This window comes from Mesorhizobium sp. CA6 (genome assembly GCF_020165035.1).
Lineage (GTDB): Bacteria > Pseudomonadota > Alphaproteobacteria > Rhizobiales > Rhizobiaceae > Mesorhizobium.
The window spans coordinates 46838-66423 of sequence record NZ_JAIUHI010000016.1 but is presented as its reverse complement, the minus strand read 5'-3'; the positions used below and the strand labels follow the sequence as shown (position 1 = coordinate 66423).

The window sequence follows — 19586 nt, the reverse complement described above, 5'->3', positions numbered from 1 at the left end:
AACCACCAACGCCGCAGGATTGAGCGGGACGCCAAAACTGCCAATCTCCCCCCTAGAGGGGGAGATGTCCGGCAGGACAGAGGGGGGCGCCGTAGAGCGCAACGCCCTAAGCACTGCGGAGGTGCAAATGCCTGACCGCACCTTCCTCTCGTGGCCCTTCCTCGAAGATCGCCACCGCCAACTCGCCGAGCGTCTCGAGGCCTGGTGCCAACAAAACCTTCCCGTCGACCACCACGATGTCGACGCCGCCTGCCGCGATCTCGTGGCGATGCTCGGCCGCGACGGGTGGCTGAAGCCGACGGCGCTCGACCCGGCCAAACCCGGACCGCTCGATGTGCGCACGCTCTGCATCACGCGCGAGACGCTTGCCCGCCACGACGGACTCGCCGATTTCGCCTTCGCCATGCAGGGGCTGGGCACCGGCGCGATCACGCTGTTCGGCACGCCGGACCAGCAGCGCTGGCTGGAGAAGACGCGGGCCGGCCAAGCGATCTCCGCCTTTGCGCTCTCCGAGCCACGCTCGGGGTCGGATGTCGCCAATATGGAAATGACCGCTGTCCGCGAAGGCGGCGACTATCTGCTCTCGGGCGAAAAGACCTGGATCTCCAATGGCGGCATCGCCGACCTCTACGTGGTGTTTGCCCGCACCGGCGAGGCGCCCGGCGCCAAGGGGATTTCCGCTTTCGTCGTGCCGGCGGAGACGAAGGGGCTCAGCGTCGCCGAGCGGCTCGAGGTCATCGCCCCTCACCCTCTGGCGCGGCTCTCCTTCGATAATGTGCGCATTCCGGCTTCCGCGCTGATCGGCAAGCCGGGCGACGGTTTCCGCGTCGCCATGTCGGTGCTCGACGTGTTCCGCTCGACGGTCGGCGCGGCCGCCCTCGGCTTTGCGCGGCGCGCACTGGACGAAAGCATCAAACGCGCGACCGAGCGAAAGCTGTTCGGCGCGCCGATGGCGGAGTTGCAGATGGTGCAGGGTCACCTCGCCGACATGGCGCTGGATGTGGACGCGGCTGCGCTCCTCATCTACCGCGCCGCATGGACCAAGGACATGGGCGCCGCGCGGGTGACGCGCGAGGCCGCCATGGCCAAGCTCTTCGCCACCGACAAGGCGCAGGACGTGATCGACAAGGCGGTGCAACTGCATGGCGGCGATGGCGTCCGCAAAGGACACATCATCGAGAGCCTCTATCGCGAGATCCGGGCGCTGCGCATCTATGAGGGCGCCTCGGACGTGCAGAAGGTGGTCATCGCCAGGCAGGTGATGGGCGGGGCGTGACAACGAGTTTGAACCAGGGGGAACTGGACATGCACACCATCCTGCAGCCGGAAGGCTGGGCCAAACCGATCGGCTACGCCAATGGTGTGGCCGCGCGTGGCCGGCTCGTCTTTATCGGCGGCCAGGTCGGCTGGAATGCCGAATGCCGGTTCGAGACCGACGACTTCGTCGGCCAGGTGCGCCAGACGCTCGCCAACATCGTTGCCGTGCTCGCCGAAGCCGGCGGCGAGCCGCGGCACATCACCTCGATGACTTGGTACTTTACCGACAAGGCCGAGTATGTCGGCAACCTCAAGGGCATCGGCGAGGCCTATCGCGACGTGATCGGCCGACACTTCCCGGCGATGGCGGCGATGCAAGTGGTGGCGCTGGTCGAGGACCGGGCCAAGGTTGAGATTCAGGCGACGGCTGTTATCCCGGAATAGTTACCCGCGAAGCCCGGCCTGCCGCAGCAGCGGCAGAACATGGTCGCAGAAATAGGGCAGTTCCTGGGTGTAGTTGACGAAGGACAATGCGATGCCCTGGTAGCCATGCCCGGCAATGGCGACCATATCGGCGGCAATCTTTTCAGGGGTTCCGATCAATGGATAAGTACCGGCGCCGCCGGCAAAGCGCTGCCGATAGAGATCATAGGCGTGCGGGTCATGCGACTGGGAGAATTCCTTCTTGCCGGCCATATGGGCATCGACGGCTTCGTGATCGGCCATCGTGACGGCGTAGCGCGTGTAATAGGCCTGCGCCTCTTCCACCGTCGGGCGGCAGACGACATGCGCAACCGTATAGACGCCGACATCGCGGCCCGCCTTGTCGGCGCGCTCGCTGATGTCGGCGACATGCTTGCCGGCATCGTTCATCTCGGAAAAGGTCGTGAACAGATAGTCGCATCTGGCGGCGGCGAAATCCCGGCCCGGGCCGCCGAAAGCGGCATTCATCGTCACCGGACGCGGAACCTGAAGACTGGCCGGCCGGCTCACCGCCTGCTTGAGCCGATAATAAGCGCCTTCGTAGTCGAGAGGCTCGCTCGATGCATAAAGCCGCTCGAGGATTTCAATCCATTCCGCCGCCTGATCATAGCCCTTCTCGACCAGCGGGGTGCCGAACATGCCGAATTCCTTCGGGTTCCAGCCGCAAACGATGTTGAGCCCGGCGCGGCCCTGGCTGATGTGGTCGACCGTCGCCAGCGCCTTGGCGGCGTAGAGTGGATGCACCAGCGGCACATGCACCGTCATGAACAGGCCGATCTGCTCGGTCACGGCCGCGAGCGCCGCCGCCCAGGTGAAGGTCTCGAAGGAGAATTCGCGGACCTTGTTGCGACCGCCGAAACCGCGCCAGCGCGCGATCGGCAACATGAATTCGAGGCCGGCGCGGTCGGCTATCTGCGCCGCCGTCAGATTATCCCGCCAGCTCGCCGTCCAGCGTTCCGGCACGTCGGTGATGGCAAGCCCGCCATCGGCATTGGTCGAGAAGACGCCGAGCTTCAGTCTGTTCGGGCCGTGCAGGGGATGGGCTTTGATCATCTCGGAAACTCGCGGCGGGACGCCACACGCTAGGCCGGCGTGAAAATATTTCAAGCCTGAAATAGCTTCGCCTCGCCGCCATTTGCGCGTATGCATTGGGCAACTCAAAAAGGGGATGGCATGAGCGAGTTCCGCCAGAAGTGCATCGGCAAGACGAACCTCGTCGGGTCATTCGCCGCCATTCCCCATCCGGTCGCCGTCGAGGTCATGGCGCTGTCCGGCCTCGATTTCCTATGCATCGACTGGGAGCACGCGCAGATCTCGCGCGACATGATCGAGGCCATGGTGCGAGCAGCCGACGTGCATCGCGTGCCGGCGATGGTCCGGGTTCCCGGCCATGCGCCGGAAGCCATTCAGGCGGCGCTGGACAGCGGCGCGCAAGGCGTACTCGTGCCGCGCGTCTCGACAGCGGAGCAGGCCGCGATGGCGGTGAAGGCCTCGCGCTATCCGCCGCAAGGCGCGCGCGGTGTCGGTCCCGGCCGGGCCGCGGGCTATGGCTATCGCATTCCCGAATATCATGCCTCCGCCAACGACCGGACGATCGTCGCGCTCCAAGTCGAGACATCGGAGGGGCTGGCCAACATCGAAGCGATCGCGGCCGTCGACGGCATCGACGTGGTCTTCGTCGGCCCTGGCGATCTTTCGGTGTCGATCGACGCTGTCGGCCCGGCAGGCGCGGACAAGCTCTCCGAGGCGATAGGAACAATCATTCGCGTAACGATCGCACATGGCAGGACTGCCGGCATATTTTGCGCCAGCGCGCAGACCGTCACCCGATGGGCAGCCATCGGCGCGAGTTTCTTCGTGCTGGCCAGCGACACGATGTTTCTCGGCGCCGGCGCCGCGGCCAACGGCACCGCCGCCCGCGCCGAACTGGCGCAAGGAGCCGGCTAGGCGAAAGAGCGTATCTGCAGGACACGGAGCCATCAAACTTTAAGCTTAAAACTTTCGCCTTGAAAAGCGCCGTACTTTGGATAGCATCAAGATCGCGACTGTCCGGCTGGAGGGGCTTTTCCGGTCCATCGCAGTGTTCCGGGTGAGAGGGGTTCGGTCCTTGTCGTTCATATTGCCCCATTCGTCGTCCAGCGCGCGCTATGCCTTCGATGGCGTGCGTGCCCAGATTCGCGATCTGCACACCGAAAACATCGCCAACCTCGCGGTTCGCGCGCGGGAACTCGGCGATGTCATCGCGCTCTGGTACGGCGAAGGCGATATGGTGACGCCAGCCTTCATCCGCGACGCGGCGAAGGCCGCCTTCGACGAAGGCCTGACCTTCTACGTTCCCAACATGCGCGGGCACGGCCCGCTGAACGAGGCGCTTTCAGAGTACCAGACGCGCATCCACGGCCGCTCGATCCCGATCGCGCGGACCACGGTGACGCCGGGCGGCATGCAGGCGCTCTATCTGGCGCTGGAACTGCTGGTCGATACCGGCACCAACGTCGTCTATGTCGCGCCGCAATGGCCCAACATCCACAACGCCATCCATCTGATCGGCGGCGAGCCGCGCCCGTTCTCGCTCGACTTCAAGGGCGACTGGCAACTCGATCTCGACCGATTGTTTGCAAGCTGCGATGCGCGCACCCGCGCGATCTTCCTGTCGACGCCGTCCAATCCGACCGGCTGGACCGCGACGCGCGAGGAGATGCAGGCGCTGCTCGACTTCAGCAGGCGCACCGGCATCTGGATCATCTCCGACGAGGTCTATGGCCGGCTCTATCTCGAAGGCGACGTCGCCCCTTCCATCCTGCAGATCGCCGAGGACGGCGACAGGGTGCTGTCGGTCAACAGTTTTTCGAAGGCTTGGGCGATGACCGGCTGGCGCATCGGCTGGCTGACCCATCCGTCGGGCGTTGCCGACCAGCTCGGCGCGATGACGCAATATGTCAACAGCGGCACCGCCGCGCCGATCCAGGCCGGCGCCGTCGCCGCAATCCGCCAGGGCGAGCCGCTGGTCGAGGAAATCAGGCAGCGGATCAGGATAGGCCTCGACCTCGCCTATGAGCGGCTGGCGCAAATCCCAGGCACCATCCTGCCGACCAAGCCGCGCGGCGGCATGTATGCGTTCTTCGCCCTGGAGGGTGAGAACGACGCGCGCCGCGCCTGCGCCCGCATTCTGGAGACGGCGCGGGTCGGGCTTGCGCCCGGTCACCTGTTCGGAAATTCGGCGGCGGCGTTCCTGCGCATGTGCGTGTGCCGCGACACCAGCCAGATAGAAACGGCGCTTCAACGCATGACCGCCGCAATGAATTGACGCCCTGCCGGAAGCGGGGCGGCAAAAAACCGTGCGGGGAAAACCCGCCCGTTCAACAACAGAGGGAACAGAAATGAGCTTTACTCGTCGCAACCTGCTTCTCATGGCCGCCGCTATCGGCATCGCCGCCGGCCCCGCCACCGCTTACGCCGCGGATGTGCTCAATGTCGGCGCTTACCCGACCAATCCGCCTTTCGAATACAAGAACGAGAGCGGCACCTTCGAGGGTTTCGAGGTCGACATCGTCAACGAGGCGGCCAAGCGCATCGGCATGACCACCGACATCGCCGATCTCGGGTTCCAGGCGCTGTTCGCCGCTACCACCTCCAAGCGCATCGACGTCGCCATCTCCTCGATCACCATCACGCAGGAGCGGCTGAAGTCGCAGTCCTTCACGCAGCCCTATTATGACTCCGACATGGGCATCGCCACCAAGGCCGACAGCCCGATCAGCACCGAGGCGGACCTCAAGGGCAAGGTCGTCGGGGTGCTTTCCGGTTCCACCGGCGAAACCTGGGTCAAGGACCATCAGCAGGCCGACGGCTTCAGCGACGTGAAGGGCTATGACACGCAGCAGAACCTGTTGCTCGACCTCAGCGCCGGCCGCGTCGATGCCGCCGTCAGCGATATCCCCGGCATGCAATATTCCTTCAAGAAGATGAAGGACCTCGTCGTCAAGCAGCGCATCAAGACCGGCGAGCAATACGGCCTGATGATGACCAAGGACCACCCGCTGCTCGGCAAGCTGAACGACGCGCTGACGGCGATGAAGAAGGACGGGACGCTGGCCGCGATCCACAAGAAGTGGTTCGACAGCGATGCTCCGGCGGACTCCTCCACGGTCAAGGAAATGCCGCTGCCCAAGGCCTGAGCGGCGACGAACACAACAGGACGTGCCGGCGCGAGAGGCCGGCACGTCCGTTTTTTTCACCCATGAGCCCTGCCATCGCCGAAGCCGGTGCGGCAAAATCGGTATCGGTGCTTGGCTCTGGCGTCTGTCTCCTTGATTTGATGCAATTGCGGATGAAAAGCCGTTTCGCACTTTTCGTGGAATTGCTCTGGGCGCAAAACGGTTCGGGAACGCTCCCATGTCGCTGATCGACACCTTCTTCAATCCCGGCGTTATTGCAGCCAGCCTGCCGGCGCTGCTGCGCGGCTTTCTCAACACGCTGCTGCTTGGAGTGATGAGCATCGTCATCGGCATCGCGGCGGGCCTGGCGATCAGCCTCGTGCGGCTCTATGCGCCGAAGCCGCTGCGGCTGCTCGCAGTCGGCTACACCGACATCTTTCGCGCTTTGCCGGTGCTGGTGGTTTTGATCCTGATCTACTACGCGCTGCCCTTCCTTGGCATACGCCTGTCGTCCTGGGCGTCCGCCGTGACGGCTTTCGCCATCATCATGTCGGCTTACTCGGCCGAGGTATTTCGCTCCGGCATCGAAAGCATTCCGCGCGGCCAGTTCGAAGCGGCGCAGGCGCTTGGCCTGCCGTTCATGCTGACCCTGCGCAAGGTCGTGCTGCCGCAGGCGATCCGCGTGGTCATCCCGCCGATGACCAGCAACTGCGTCTCGATGTTCAAGGACACCTCGCTCGCCTCGACCGTGGCGCTGCCGGAGCTGCTCAAGGAAGCGACCAATGCGCAGTCGCTCTACGCCAATCCCTCGCCGCTGATCGGCGCGGCGCTTGTCTACCTCATCTTCCTCTGGCCGATGGTGCGCCTCGTCAGCCTGCTCGAGCGCCGCTTCCAGACCGAGAAGACGCGCTGAACCCCGTCCACCGATCGTCCAAGTCCCCGCAGGAGCCTGCCCGTGAACAAGCACCAGTCCGACAATACCAACGCCGCCGCGTTCCCGGTCGAGAAGATCCGCGCCATGTTTCCGGCGCTTCAACAGGCCGGCGACTTCATCTTCCTCGACAATGCCGCCGGCGCGCAGATCCCGCAAAGCGTGCTCGACGCCGTGACCAACCATCTGGTTTCACACAATGTGCAGCGCGGCGGCCGCTATGGCCGCAGCGTCACCGTCGATCAGTCGGTCGCCGACGCACGCGAGAGTGTGGCGCTGTTGATCAATGCCTACAGTCCGTCCGAAATCTGCTTCGGCATGAACGCCACCTCGTTCATCCGCCTGGTCAGCCTCGGCATCGGCCAGATGCTCGCGAAAGATCCTGGGGGGCGCGACGAGATCGTCGTTACCGACATGGATCACGACGCCAACATCGCCACCTGGCTGGCGCTGGAATCCGCCGGCGCCAAGTTCAAATGGTGGCGCATGCGCGAGAACGGCAATCTGCATGTCGACGACCTCAAGCCGCTGGTGTCGGAGCGCACGCGCCTCGTCGCCTGCACGGTGACGGCGCATTCGATCGGCTCGATCGTCGACGTCGCCTCGGTGGCCAGGATCGCGCATGCGGCCGGCGCCGAAGTGTTCCTGGATTGCGTGCATTACGGCCCGCATGGGCTGATCGACGTGCAAGCCTGGCAGTGCGACTATCTCGTCTGCTCCGGCTACAAGAATTTCTCGCCGCATATGGGCTTCCTATGGGGCCGCTTCGACACGCTGAAGCGGCTGCCGACCTTCCGCGAGGACTTCATTCCCGACGAGCCGCCCTACAAGGTCGAAGCCGGCACCTTCATCTACGAGAACGTCTCCGGCATGGACGCGGCGGTGCGCTATCTGGAATCGATCGGCCGCAACTTCCTTCCCGAAAACAACCGCTCGCGCCGCGACAACATCGTCGCCGGCATGAACGCCATCCGCGATTATGAGCTGATGCTGGCGCGCGCAATGCTGAAGGTGCTGAGGGATTGCAATGCCACGATCTACGGCGTCGCTGACGAGGCGCGCATCACCGAGCGCGTGCCGACCTTCTGCTTCAACATCGGCAAGCTGTCGCCGCAGCGGATCGTCGAGGAGATGGCCGCCATGCAGATCGGCATACGCGACGGTCACATGTATGCGCCGCGGCTGATGAAGCGGCTGAATCTGTCGATGGACAGCGGCGCCATTCGTGCCTCGCTGGTGCATTACAACACGGTGGAAGAGGTGCACCGTTTTGGGGAAGCGCTGCGGGCGGTTATTGCGAAGTTGCGGTGATCCCGACCACCTCCGCGTCGTCATCCACGGGCGAAGCAAGGAGCGAAGCGACGCGCGCAGACCCGAGGATCCATTCCGTGACATGAGAGCGCCGCTCACGGTGCAGAAATTCTACTCCGCTGCATTCTTCGGCTGAGGTACCGGCATGGATTCTAGGGTCTTCGCGCCGCTTCGCTGCGCTCCGCCCTAGAATGACGAAGCAGGAGGCCTACGCCGCCTTCTTCGCCAGCCGGGCCTTGATGCTGGCGATGTCGGCGCGCGGCGTCGCGGCGAAGAGCGTCTTGGTGTAGGCGTGCTTGGGGTCGGAGAAGACCTCGTCGCGCGGGCCGTATTCGACGGCTTCGCCGAAATACATGACCATCACGTCGTCGGCGATATAGCGGACCACCGAGAGGTCGTGGCTGATGAAGACATAGGTCAGCTGGAACTCGTCCTGCAGGTCGGCAAGCAGGTTCAGCACCTGCGCCTGCACGGAGAGGTCGAGCGCCGAGACCGGCTCGTCGAGCACCAGCAGGCTCGGGTTCAGCATCAGCGCCCGGGCAATGGCGATGCGCTGGCGCTGGCCGCCCGAGAACATATGCGGGTAGCGGTTGTAGTGCTCGGGTCCGAGACCGACCTTCTTCAGCATCTTCATCGCCAGGTCGCGCCGCTCTTCGGCCGGCTTGTCGGTGTTGATGAGCAACGGCTCGCCCAGCACATCGCCGATCTTCTGGCGCGGATTGAGCGAGCCATAAGGATTCTGGAACACGATCTGCACCTTGCGGCGCATTTCCTTAGTGAGCCCGTCCCTGGCGATATCGACCTTGTTGCCGTCGATGAAGAGCTCGCCTGAGGTGGCCGGATCGATCAGCGTGATGATGCGGGCAAGCGTGGACTTGCCGCAGCCGCTCTCGCCGACGATGGCAAGCGTCTTGCCCTTCTCGACGCTGAAGGACACGCCCTTCACCGCATGGACGGTGCGCGCGCCGCGGAACAGGCCGCCGCCGACATGGTAGTCGCGCTTGATGTCCTTGCCTTCGACGACCTTGGTCATGCGCCGGCTCCTGAAGGTGCGGGCTCGAACAGCATGTCGGAGACGGTCGGCAGCCGGTCGCCAACGGCGTTCTCCGGCAGCGCCGAGAGCAGCGCGCGCGTATAGTTGCTCTTCGGCGATTCAAAGAGCGACAGCACGTCGGCCTCTTCCATCTTGCGGCCCTTGTACTGGACGATAACGCGGTCGGCGGTTTCGGCAACCACGCCCATATTGTGGGTGATCATGATCAGGCCCATGCCGTATTTGGCCTGCAGCGAGACCAGCAGGTCGAGGATCTGCTTCTGGATGGTGACGTCGAGCGCGGTGGTCGGCTCGTCGGCGATCAACAGCTTCGGATTGCAGGCGATCGCCATGGCGATCATGACGCGCTGGCACTGGCCGCCCGACATCTGGTGCGGGAAGGAATTCAGCCGCTCCTCCGGTTCCGGAATGCCGACCTGCTTGAAAAGCTCGATGGCGCGCGCCCGCCGCTCGGCCTTGTCCATGCCCATATGGAAACGCAGCACTTCCTCGATCTGGAAGCCGACCGTGAAGCAGGGATTAAGGCTGGCGACCGGCTCCTGGAAGATCATGGCAATGTCCTTGCCGATGATCTTGCGGCGGTCGGCCGGGTCGATCTTCAACAGATCGCGGCCGTTGAAAGCCATGCGGTCGGCGGTGACGGTCGCCGTCCATGGAAGCAGGCCCATCACGGCCAGCATCGACACCGACTTGCCGGAGCCGGATTCGCCGACGATGGCGAGCACCTCGCGCTCGTCGACATGGAGCGAGACGCCGTCGACGGCGCGGAACGGACCGGACGCGGTCTGGAATTCGACGACGAGGTTCTGGATGTCGAGCAGCGCCATTACGACCTCCTGAGCTTGGGATCGAGCGCATCGCGCAGGCCGTCGCCGACAAGGTTGATGGCAAGCACGGTAATGAGGATGGCAAGACCCGGGAAGGTCACCACCCACCAGGCGCGCAGGATGAATTCGCGCGCTGTGGCCAGCATGGTGCCCCACTCCGGCGTCGGCGGCTGGGCGCCGAGGCCAAGGAAGCCGAGCGCGGCGGCTTCCAGGATAGCATTGGAGAAGGACAGCGTGCCCTGGACGATCAAAGGCGCCAGGCAGTTGGGCAGGATGGTGGCGAGCATCAGCCGCAGATGGCCGGCGCCGGCGACCTTCGCCGCCACGACATATTCGCGGCTCTTCTCGGCCATCACGGCGGCGCGCACCAGCCGGGCGAAATGCGGCTGCAGGACCAATGCGATCGCCAGCATGGCGTTGAACAGGCCCGGGCCGAGAATGGTGACAAGCACCAGGGCCAGGAGCAGTGATGGAAAGGCCAGGATCAGGTCCATGACGCGCATGATCGCAACGTCGACCCAGCCGCGGAAATAGCCGGCCAGCAGGCCGAGCGTGATGCCGCCGGTGAGCGCCAGCGTGACCACTACCGCGCCGATCAGCAGCGAGAAGCGCGCGCCGTAGAGCAGGCGCGAGAGGATGTCGCGGCCGACCGGATCGGTGCCGAGCAGATATTGCGTGCTGCCACCGGCCTGCCAGGCCGGTGGCCTGAGAAACGCGGTCTTATCCTGGACGTCGGGTGCATAAGGCGCGAGCAGCGGCGCGAACAGCGCGGCGAGCACCAAAAGGAGGAAGACGAACAGGCCGATGACGGCGCCGCGGTTCACGGAGAAATAGTGCCAGAAGGTCTTGAGGCCTGTGAGCCGATCCGGGCTGCCGGCGGCCATCGGGGCGATTTCGGTCTGGGTCATTTATGCCGCCCTGATGCGTGGGTTGATGACGGCATAGAGCACATCGACGATGAGGTTCACCGCCATGACGATGAGCGCGATCAAAAGCAGACCCGACTGCACGACGACATAGTCGCGCTTGAAGATGGAATCGACCATCCACTTGCCGATGCCTGGCCAGGCGAAGATGGTCTCGGTGAGGATGGCGCCCGCAAGCAGCGTGCCGACCTGCAGGCCGATGGTGGTGACGACCGGGATCAGCGCGTTGCGCAGCGCATGCACGCCGATGACGCGCGCTGCCGAAAGGCCCTTGGCGCGCGCGGTGCGGACATAGTCCTCGCCCAGCACCTCGAGCATGGCCGAGCGCGTCTGGCGCGCGATCACCGCCAGCGGAATGGTGCCGAGCACGATCGCCGGCAGGACGAGATGGCTAAGCGCTGAGCGGAATGCATCCCACTTGCCATAGAGGAGGCTGTCGACGGTCATGAAGCCGGTGATCGGCTTGAAAAAGAACTGCAGGCCGATGCGGCCCGAGACCGGCGTCCAGCCGAGATAGCCCGAGAAGAAGATGATGAGCAGCAGGCCCCACCAGAAGATCGGCATGGAGTAACCGACAAGGGCCGTGCCCATCAGCGACTGGTCGAACCATGAGCCGCGCTTGACGGCGGCAAAAATGCCGGCGGGAATGCCGATCACCATGGCGAAGATCATGGCGAAGAAGGACAGTTCCAGCGTCGCCGGGAAGAGCGTCTTGAATTCCTCGAGGACCGGCCGCTTGGACGAGATGGAAACGCCGAAATCGCCGGTGGCGACCTCACCGACATAGCGCGCATACTGCTCCCAGATCGGCAGATTGTAGCCGAACTGTTGCTTGAGCTCTTCGTAGCGGGCGGGGGCGACGCCATGCTCGCCGGCCATGGCGAGGATCGGATCGCCCGGCAGCAGCCGGACAAAGGCGAAGGCACAGATGGTGATGCCGACCAGAGTCGGAATCAGGAGGGCGATTTTGTTGAGAAGATATCGGAGCATCATCAAATGGAACGGGGCGGCGCTGGAAGTTGCGCCGCCCCGTTCGCAATATTACTCGGACTTGTCAACGCCGTCGAAACGGTGAATGCCGAGCGGGTCCATCTTGAAGCCGGTGACATTATTGCGAACGACCGCGTAAACCTGGCTGTGAGCCAGCAGGAAAGCGGGCGCTTGCTTAGCGAAGATCACCTGCGCCTGCTCATAGAGCTTGGTGCGCTCGGCCTGGTCGCTGGTCTTTTTGGCCTTCTGGATCAGGTCCTCGAAATCCTTGTCGCACCAGCTGGAGTAGTTCGAGACGCCGATGGCCGAGCAGGCGAAGAGAGTGGCGAAGAAATTGTCCGGATCGCCATTGTCGCCGGTCCAGCCGATCTGGAAGGCGCCGGGACGGTCCTTCTTCTTGCCTTCCTCGCGATACTTCGTCCACTCGTAGTTGACGATGTTCGCCTTGACGCCGACTTTGGCCCAGTCGGCCTGGATCAGTTCAGCCGCGCGCTGGAAGTTCGGGTTGTAGGGACGAACGCGGTCGGCAGCCCAGAGCTGGATTTCCTTCAGGCCGGCATCGGCGAGAACCTTCTTGGCCGCTTCCGGATTGTAGGTGTCGGTCTTCACGTCCTTGTTCCACGACCACATGGTCGGCGGGATGAGGTTCTCGGCGGGCGTCGCGCCGGCATCCTGGAACAGCGACTTTATCAGGGCCTCCCGGTCGATCGCCTGGTTGAGCGCATGGCGCACTTCCGGCTTGTCGAGCGGCGGGATCGTGGTGTTGTAGCTCATATAGCCGATGTTCAGGCCGGCCTGATCCATCAGCGTCACGTCCTTGTTGGTCTTGATGGTGGCGATGTCGGCCGGGTTCGGATAGGGCGCTACGTCGCATTCGCCGGCCAGCACCTTCTGGATGCGGGCGGTCGCGTCAGGCGTGATGGCGAAGACGAGATCGTCGATCTTTTCCTTGCCCTTGAAGTAGTCGGGATTGGCCGCATAGCGGATGACCGAATCCAGCTGGTAGTCGACGAACTGGAACGGGCCGGTGCCGACCGGCTTGGTCGAGAAGTCGGCCATCTTGCCGTCCTTCTGGAGCTGGTCGGCATATTCCTTCGACACGATCGAGGCGAAATCCATGCCGAGATTGGCCAGCATCGGCGCGTTCGGCTCGGTCAGCGTCAGCTTGACGGTGAGGTCATCGACCTTCTCCCACTTGGCGACGTATTTCGGCATGTCCATGCCGGTGTAATAGTCCCAAGTGAGGTTCGGCAGATACTTGTCGCCGTTCCACGGGTTCTGCTTGTTGAACTGGCGATCGAAGGAGAAGACGACGTCATCGGCGTTGAGGTCGCGCGTCGGCTTGAAATAGTCGGTGGTCTGGAACTTCACGCCCGGATGCAGATGGAAAGTATAGACCAGGCCATCGTCGGAGATTTCCCACTTGTCGGCCAGACCAGGCTCGATCTCGGTGCCACCATGCTTGAATTCGACCAGGCGGGAATAGACGGTGCGCGAAGACGCATCGAAGTCGTTGCCGCCGGTCGTCGTACCCGGATCGAAATTGGCCGGCGACGCTTCCGAGCAATAAACGAGCGTCTTAGCACTGGCCATGCCGCTGAGGACGCTTGCAGCCAGCAACGCGGCTGCAAAAGTCATTGTCTTTTTCATTGACCACTCCCTGATGTTCTCTCAAGCCCCTCTATCAGGCTCGCGAAGGGCGCATATAAGCACCGTTTCTTCGCCTTTGGAACACCTCGTTTGCGTACCCCATGGGAAGCAGGAAAAGAATCTAGCTTTTGCTCAAACCGCAGAAAAAATGAGTAGTTTTTTCTGCTCACGACATTATTAACGACGGCATTTTTTTATTGATCGCCTACCTGTTAAAACGAGCCGACAGGCCCCGGCTGCCGGAGATCTGCCCGCCGCCGGACATGCTGCGGAAGTGTCCGGATCATCGGATTTCGACGGCAAATCTTTCCCCGCCCTGCCGCAGGGGCAAGGCTTGCACCGTCGCCGATAGAGGCAATACATAGACTGTGGGCGGGATTTCCCGAAAATCCGCGACGGCGTGGAGGACGCTTCCCTGGAAGCGGGCGCCGAGATCGAAGGCGACAGGGAGAGACAGGTGGCAAAAGCAGCCAAGACGACAGCCCCGGTGAACGCAAAGGCCAAGGGCGCCGCCGCAAGCGATGCACCCAAGATTGCCAAGGCCGCAGCCGCACCGAAGGCGAAGACGACCGCAAAGTCAGCCCCAAAGCCGGCCGCTGCCAAGCCCGCGGCGGCAAAAGCCGGAAAAGCGGCCGCGAAGTCGCCCGCCGCGAAGACGGCGCCCGCGACGGGCAACGCGAAGCCTGCCTCGAAGAGCCTGCCGAAGGCGATCACCGAGCTCACCGTCGGCCTGCCGGAAAAGCCGTGGCTGAAAAGCTATCCCAAGAACATGCCGGCCGAGATCGGCGCCCTGCCCTACAAGTCCATCGGCGAGTTCCTCGTCGGCGCGTGCAAGCAATTCGCCGGGCGGCCGGCTTTCGTATGCATGGGCAAGTCGATCACCTATGCCGAGGTCGAACGGCTGTCGGCCGCGTTCGGCGCCTATCTGCAGGCGAGAGGCCTGGAGAAGGGCGCGCGCGTGGCGCTGATGATGCCGAACGTGCTGCAATATCCGGTGGCGATGATGGGCATACTGCGCGCCGGCTATACGGTGGTGAACGTGAACCCGCTCTACACGCCGCGCGAACTGGAACACCAGCTGAAGGATTCCGGCGCGCAGGCGATCGTCATCCTCGAGAACTTCGCCGGCGCGCTGCAGGCGGTGATCGCTAGGACGCCGGTGAAGCATGTCATCGTCGCCGCCATGGGCGACATGCTGGGCGGACTCAAGGGCGCCATCGTCAACCTCGTGGTGCGACGGGTTAAGAAGATGGTTCCGGCATGGTCGCTGCCTGGCCATGTCAAATTCAACGCCGTGCTCAAGACCGGCGCGAGCATCGCCTTCAAGCCGCCGATGGTCTCCGGCGACGACATCGCCTTCCTGCAATATACGGGCGGCACTACCGGCGTCTCGAAGGGTGCGGTGCTGCTGCATCGCAACGTGCTTTCGAACGTCGCGCAGAATTCGCTGTGGGTGGAGGACGCCTATACGGTCAAGCCGAAGCCGGCGCATCTCAACTTCATCTGCGCGCTGCCGCTCTATCACATCTTCGCGCTGACGGTGAACGCGCTGATGGGCATGCAGCAGGGCGCGCAGAACGTGCTGATCCCCAACCCGCGCGACATCCGGGGCTTCGTCAAGGAACTGGCGAAATACCCGATGCACATCTTCCCCGGCCTCAACACGCTGTTCAACGCGCTGCTCAACAATGAGGAGTTCCGCAAGCTGGACTTCAAGCCGCTGATCCTGACGCTGGGCGGCGGCATGGCGGTGCAGAAGGGCGTGGCGGAGCGCTGGAAGGCGCTGACCGGCTGTCCGGTGAGCGAAGGCTATGGGCTCTCTGAAACCTCGCCGGTGGCGACCGCCAACAAGTTCAGCTCGGCCGATTTCACCGGCACGATCGGCCTGCCGCTGCCTTCGACCGAGATCGCCATTCGGGACGACGACGGCAACAACGTGCCGCTCGGCGAAGTGGGCGAGATCTGCATCCGCGGCCCCCAGGTTATGGCCGGCTACTGGAACCGGCCCGACGAGACCGCCAAGGCAATGACCAAGGACGGCTTCTTCAAATCCGGCGACATGGGGTTCATGGACGAGCGCGGCTACACCAAGATCGTCGACCGCAAGAAGGACATGATCCTGGTCTCCGGCTTCAACGTTTATCCCAACGAACTGGAAGAGGTGGTGGCGCATCACCCCGGCGTGCTCGAAGTGGCGGCCATCGGCGTGCCGGACGAGCATTCCGGCGAGGTGCCTAAATTGTTCGTGGTGAAGAAGGATCCGGCGCTCACCGTCGAGACATTGATGGCCTATTGCCGCGAGAACCTGACCGGCTACAAGCGGCCGAGATTCATCGAGTTCCGCACCGAGTTGCCGAAGACACCGGTCGGCAAGATCCTACGGCGGGCGCTGCGGGACCAGGTTTGAGCGATTATTCCGCCGGCAAGGCATGGGAGCGAGGCAAGCGGCTCGATCCGGCGGATTTCATCAAGGCGAACATGCGGCTGGCACCGGTACCGTCAGTGCCGGAGGTCCGACTCTACCAGGCGCATCCCGGCAGCGGACTGCGGCGGCTGCTCGAACCGGAAGACGAGAGCGACGGAAGCCGGCCTGACCCACAGCCGCCCTACTGGGCCTATGCCTGGGCCGGCGGCACCGTGCTGGCACGCTATATCCTCGACCGTCCGTCGATCGTAGCCGGCAAACGCGTGCTCGACCTCGGCGCCGGCTCGGGGCTGGTCGGCATCGCTGCGGCAAAAGCCGGCGCGAGCGCAGTGATCGCAGCGGAGATCGACCGCAACGGCATCGTGGCGCTCCGCCTCAATGCGCAAGCCAACGGCGTCGCCATCCAGACACGCGACGAGGACCTCACCGACGGCTCCCCGCCGGTGGTCGACCTGGTTCTCGCCGGCGACGTCTTTTACGCGCAGGATGTCGGGCAACGGATGATCCCGTTCCTCGACCGCTGCCTAGCCGCCGGCATCGATGTGCTGGTCGGCGATCCCGGCCGCGCCTGGCTGCCGAGACCGCGGCTTTGCCTGCTCGGCGAATATCACGTGCCGGACGTCGGCGGAAATGGCGGCAGCGAGCCCAGGCCCAGCGCGGTGTTCGCCTTTGTCCCGATAAAGGGCGACTAAGGAGTCCAGCAATCGCCCCTCGCCTCACATCGGGCGGCACGGGTCATACAGCACTTTCTTGTTCATGGTTCCGAGAGCAAAGCTCGGAACAGGGACCAGCTAAACCCGTTTCACCAGTTCTAACGGATAGAACGAAGAGACGGAGCAGTCATGGAAATCCACGACGCAAATCACCGTCGATCAAAAATCGGCGGCCACACGATATTTCTGCGGGAAGCAGGGCCGCCCGATGCTCCCGTTCTTCTTTTGCCGCATGGCTACCCCTGCTCGTCTTACCAGTTCAGACGCCTGATGCCGGGCTTGGCCGACCGCTGGCGAACAGTAGCATTCGACTGGCCTGGATTCGGCTACAGCGACACACCGGACCCCGCCGAGTTCGACTATGATTTCAACGCCTATGCCGGCGTTCTCGCTGACGTTGCCGATGCGCTGCATTTGGAGCGTTATGCGCTCTGGCTCCACGATTACGGTTCTCAGATCGGCCTCCGTCACGCGATAGCGCATCCCGACAGGATCGCGGCGCTGATCATCCAGAACGGCGACATCTACGAGGACGTGCTCGGGCCGAAATACGAGACGATCAAAGCCTGGTGGGCGGATAAATCGGTCGAGAGACACCGTCCACTCGAGGAGGCGGTGAGCGAGGAGGGATTCCGCGAGGAGTTCATCGGCGAGGTCTCCGAGGACGTCGCCAGCCGCGTCCCTCCGGATCTGTGGAAGCTGCATTGGCCGCTCATGAACACACCGATCCGGAAGGCGGTGTCGGTCCGGCTGATGGAAAAGCTCGAGCAGAACATCGAATGGTTCCCGCTATACCAATCCTATCTGCGCGAGCACCGTCCGCCGACGCTGATCGTCTGGGGACCGCAGGACGGCTACATGCCCGAACAGTCGGCGCTCGCCTATCGGCGCGACCTCCCGGATGCAGAACTGCACATCCTCGACGAGGCCGGCCATTGGCTGTTGGAAACACATTTCGAGGAAGCCCTGCGGCTGGTGCGCGACTTCCTCTCGCGAACGCTGCCGTAAGCACGGCTCTCCGCCACATCCAGAACCCAAGGAGACGAACATGGCGACGAAACCAACCATCGCACGCATCTGGCGCGGCCGCACCCGTCGCGACGTCGCGAACAGCTACGAAACCTATTTGAAGGCAGAAGGCATTCCTCCGCTTCAGCGGGTTGCGCTCGGCGTCCAACTCTTTCGCGAGGACCGGGAAGAGGAGACCTGGTTCACGACCATCTCCTACTGGCCCGATATCGAGGCGATGACCGCTTTCACCAAGGGCGACCCGATCAAAGTCCACCATCTGGACCGCGACGCCGAATTTCTGATCGAACTGCCCGAGCGCATCGAGATCCATCGAATCCTCGTCGACGATCAGAATCTGCGCTGACGTTGCCGTCATGAGCAACCTCGCCCTGTTCGGGCTCATGGCGCTGATCTGGGGGCTGACCTGGGCGGCAGTCAAGATCGGCCTGGAGGCCGGCGTTCCCCCGATCCTTCTGGCGGGGCTGCGCTATCTGCTGACCGCGGGAATCCTGGCATTTTGGACACAGGGAGCCTTATCGGCCTTCGCGGAAGGCCGGTCGATGCGAGTCATCATATCGGCCCTGCTGACGAATGCCGGAACCTACGGACTGCTGTTCTGGGGCATGCAAACGGTCCCGTCCGGCCTATCCGGCTTGGTCAATCTCGCGCTGGTTCCGGTGCTTCTGTTTGGCTTGGCAGTCCTGCTCAGAGAAGAGCGGCCCACTTGGCGGCACGGCCTGGCGCTGGCGCTCGGCTGCACAGGTCTCCTTGGCCTCTTCTGGACGCGTCTTGTCGAGCAGGAATCCGGAAACGGATTGGGCCTTGCCGCTATCGTGGCCGGCACGGCGTGCTACTGCGCGGGGAGCGTCATTGCGCGGCCGCTGATCGGCCCGATCAAGCCCCTGACGCTCACCGCGATCCACGCCGTTCTCGGCGGCGCGGCGCTGATCGTCGTCTCGTTCCTTCTGGGCGAGGTTTCGGCGACGCTGCCAGGAAAAATCGACGTCGCTCCGGCTGCGGCAAGCCTGTTGTTCCTCTCCCTCCTCGGAACCATCGTAGCCTACACGATCTATCTGCGTCTGCTTGAACAATGGGGCACCGCCCGCGCCGGGCTCTATGCCTTCATCTCGCCCATCGTTGCACTGGCCGTAGGCGTTTGGCTGTTCGGCGAAAAGGTCGGAGCGGCCGAGATCGGCGGCGCCGCACTGTTGTTGGTAGCCGCAGGATTGGCGTTGTTTGGGCGCGACCGCCCCAACGCAGCGAGGAAATGAAAGCCGTCGCCGATGTCATTTCCCCATCGTATCGCCGGCAACCTGGCCCTTGACCTCGCCAACACCATCAGTCGGCGCGGCACCGACCGGGAAATCGACCATCTCGCGACGGCGGTGGACATCCTGGCGTGGTCAAAGCAAACGGGCCTGATCGACGATGATTTCGCGCTTCCTTCGGCCGACCACAAAGCTTTGGTCAAAGACGTTCTCGCCCTTCGCCGCGCCGTAAACGACGCCGGCTCGGCAATAGCTCACGGCGACGAACCTCCCGCTGCCGCGCTCGATACCATCAGAAAATACGCGGCCGAAGCGCTCAGAACCGCCGCGCTCGCTGGATCGCCGGTGTCGTTGCATTTCCGAGGCGCCAATCGCATCACCGGAGCAATCGCGTGGTCGGCTCTCGACCTGCTTCGCGGCGACGAACTATCGCGTCTCAAACAATGCCCGCCGCACGACTGCCGCTGGCTTTTCATAGATCACACGAAGAACGGTTCGCGACGGTGGTGCGAGATGAACAGCTGCGGCAATCGGGCCAAGAAGCAGTCGCATCGGAGAATGGCTGATTGAGGCGTCTTCCTGG

Annotated in this window: 19 protein-coding genes; 13 read left to right on the top strand and 6 right to left on the bottom strand. The window is 63.5% G+C overall.

Translation table 11 applies throughout. The features are described from left to right. Window positions 1-127 precede the first annotated feature (127 nt). Together LB526_RS22855 and LB526_RS22850 are read left to right on the top strand one after the other, a co-directional pair. Entirely contained in the window at window positions 128-1276 is a 1149-nt protein-coding gene (locus LB526_RS22855; protein WP_224629914.1) for an acyl-CoA dehydrogenase family protein, read from the top strand. Between the two features lie 29 nt (window positions 1277-1305). After that, a complete protein-coding gene (locus tag LB526_RS22850; protein WP_224545178.1) occupies window positions 1306-1701 on the top strand; it encodes a RidA family protein in 396 nt (131 codons plus the stop codon). Here LB526_RS22850 and LB526_RS22845 read toward each other — a convergent pair whose 3' ends face one another. Next, window positions 1702-2793, bottom strand: a complete 1092-nt coding sequence (locus LB526_RS22845) for an LLM class flavin-dependent oxidoreductase (protein ID WP_224629913.1) — start codon at window positions 2791-2793, stop codon at window positions 1702-1704. It lies immediately after the preceding gene. A gap of 120 nt (window positions 2794-2913) precedes the next feature. On the opposite strand from LB526_RS22845, the gene LB526_RS22840 reads away from it, so the two are divergent. From LB526_RS22840 to LB526_RS22820, 5 genes are all read left to right on the top strand, one after another. Next, complete coding sequence (locus tag LB526_RS22840) at window positions 2914-3687, top strand: HpcH/HpaI aldolase family protein (protein ID WP_224629912.1); 774 nt, start codon at window positions 2914-2916, stop codon at window positions 3685-3687. A gap of 160 nt (window positions 3688-3847) precedes the next feature. After that, entirely contained in the window at window positions 3848-5047 is a 1200-nt protein-coding gene (locus tag LB526_RS22835; RefSeq protein ID WP_224545175.1) for a pyridoxal phosphate-dependent aminotransferase, read from the top strand. Window positions 5048-5120: 73 nt separating this feature from the next. Beyond that, the gene (locus tag LB526_RS22830; RefSeq protein ID WP_140543112.1) at window positions 5121-5918 is read left to right on the top strand and encodes an ABC transporter substrate-binding protein; all 798 of its coding nucleotides are present in this window, start codon (window positions 5121-5123) and stop codon (window positions 5916-5918) included. A 217-nt stretch (window positions 5919-6135) separates the two neighbouring features. After that, window positions 6136-6810, top strand: coding sequence for an amino acid ABC transporter permease (locus tag LB526_RS22825; RefSeq protein ID WP_095766038.1), 675 nt, complete (start codon window positions 6136-6138; stop codon window positions 6808-6810). A 42-nt stretch (window positions 6811-6852) separates the two neighbouring features. Further along, a complete protein-coding gene (locus tag LB526_RS22820) occupies window positions 6853-8139 on the top strand; it encodes a cysteine desulfurase-like protein (RefSeq protein WP_224629911.1) in 1287 nt (428 codons plus the stop codon). Window positions 8140-8347: 208 nt separating this feature from the next. Here the strand turns inward: LB526_RS22820 and LB526_RS22815 are convergent, their stop codons facing one another. The 5 genes from LB526_RS22815 to LB526_RS22795 are packed head-to-tail and all read right to left on the bottom strand — an operon-like array spanning window position 8348 to window position 13586. Further along, window positions 8348-9172, bottom strand: a complete 825-nt coding sequence (locus LB526_RS22815; RefSeq protein ID WP_126079682.1) for a dipeptide ABC transporter ATP-binding protein — start codon at window positions 9170-9172, stop codon at window positions 8348-8350. Further along, complete coding sequence (locus tag LB526_RS22810; RefSeq protein ID WP_095766041.1) at window positions 9169-10020, bottom strand: ABC transporter ATP-binding protein; 852 nt, start codon at window positions 10018-10020, stop codon at window positions 9169-9171. The genes LB526_RS22815 and LB526_RS22810 overlap by 4 nt, the downstream gene beginning before the upstream one ends. Next, a complete protein-coding gene (locus LB526_RS22805; RefSeq protein ID WP_095766042.1) occupies window positions 10020-10928 on the bottom strand; it encodes an ABC transporter permease subunit in 909 nt (302 codons plus the stop codon). The genes LB526_RS22810 and LB526_RS22805 overlap by 1 nt, the downstream gene beginning before the upstream one ends. After that, on the bottom strand, window positions 10929-11936 hold the full coding sequence (locus LB526_RS22800; RefSeq protein WP_140629740.1) for an ABC transporter permease subunit: 1008 nt from the start codon (window positions 11934-11936) through the stop codon (window positions 10929-10931). Window positions 11937-11987: 51 nt separating this feature from the next. Beyond that, window positions 11988-13586, bottom strand: a complete 1599-nt coding sequence (locus tag LB526_RS22795) for an ABC transporter substrate-binding protein (RefSeq protein ID WP_095766043.1) — start codon at window positions 13584-13586, stop codon at window positions 11988-11990. Between the two features lie 457 nt (window positions 13587-14043). On the opposite strand from LB526_RS22795, the gene LB526_RS22790 reads away from it, so the two are divergent. The 6 genes from LB526_RS22790 to LB526_RS22765 all read left to right on the top strand — a co-directional run bounded on the left by LB526_RS22790 (window position 14044) and on the right by LB526_RS22765 (window position 19573). Next, window positions 14044-15993 carry a long-chain fatty acid--CoA ligase gene (locus LB526_RS22790; protein WP_224629910.1) on the top strand — a complete coding sequence of 650 codons (1950 nt, stop codon included), beginning with the start codon at window positions 14044-14046 and terminating at the stop codon, window positions 15991-15993. Window positions 15994-16064: 71 nt separating this feature from the next. Then, window positions 16065-16703, top strand: a complete 639-nt coding sequence (locus LB526_RS22785; protein WP_224629957.1) for a class I SAM-dependent methyltransferase — start codon at window positions 16065-16067, stop codon at window positions 16701-16703. 150 nt (window positions 16704-16853) lie between these two features. Further along, a complete protein-coding gene (locus LB526_RS22780) occupies window positions 16854-17732 on the top strand; it encodes an alpha/beta fold hydrolase (protein ID WP_224629909.1) in 879 nt (292 codons plus the stop codon). 40 nt (window positions 17733-17772) lie between these two features. Further along, window positions 17773-18099 (top strand): hypothetical protein, encoded by a 327-nt coding sequence (locus LB526_RS22775; protein WP_095766044.1) that lies wholly within the window; start codon window positions 17773-17775, stop codon window positions 18097-18099. A 10-nt stretch (window positions 18100-18109) separates the two neighbouring features. Then, the gene (locus tag LB526_RS22770; RefSeq protein ID WP_224551437.1) at window positions 18110-19006 is read left to right on the top strand and encodes a DMT family transporter; all 897 of its coding nucleotides are present in this window, start codon (window positions 18110-18112) and stop codon (window positions 19004-19006) included. Window positions 19007-19018: 12 nt separating this feature from the next. Next, window positions 19019-19573, top strand: coding sequence for a CGNR zinc finger domain-containing protein (locus LB526_RS22765; RefSeq protein WP_224629908.1), 555 nt, complete (start codon window positions 19019-19021; stop codon window positions 19571-19573). Window positions 19574-19586: the final 13 nt, after the last annotated feature.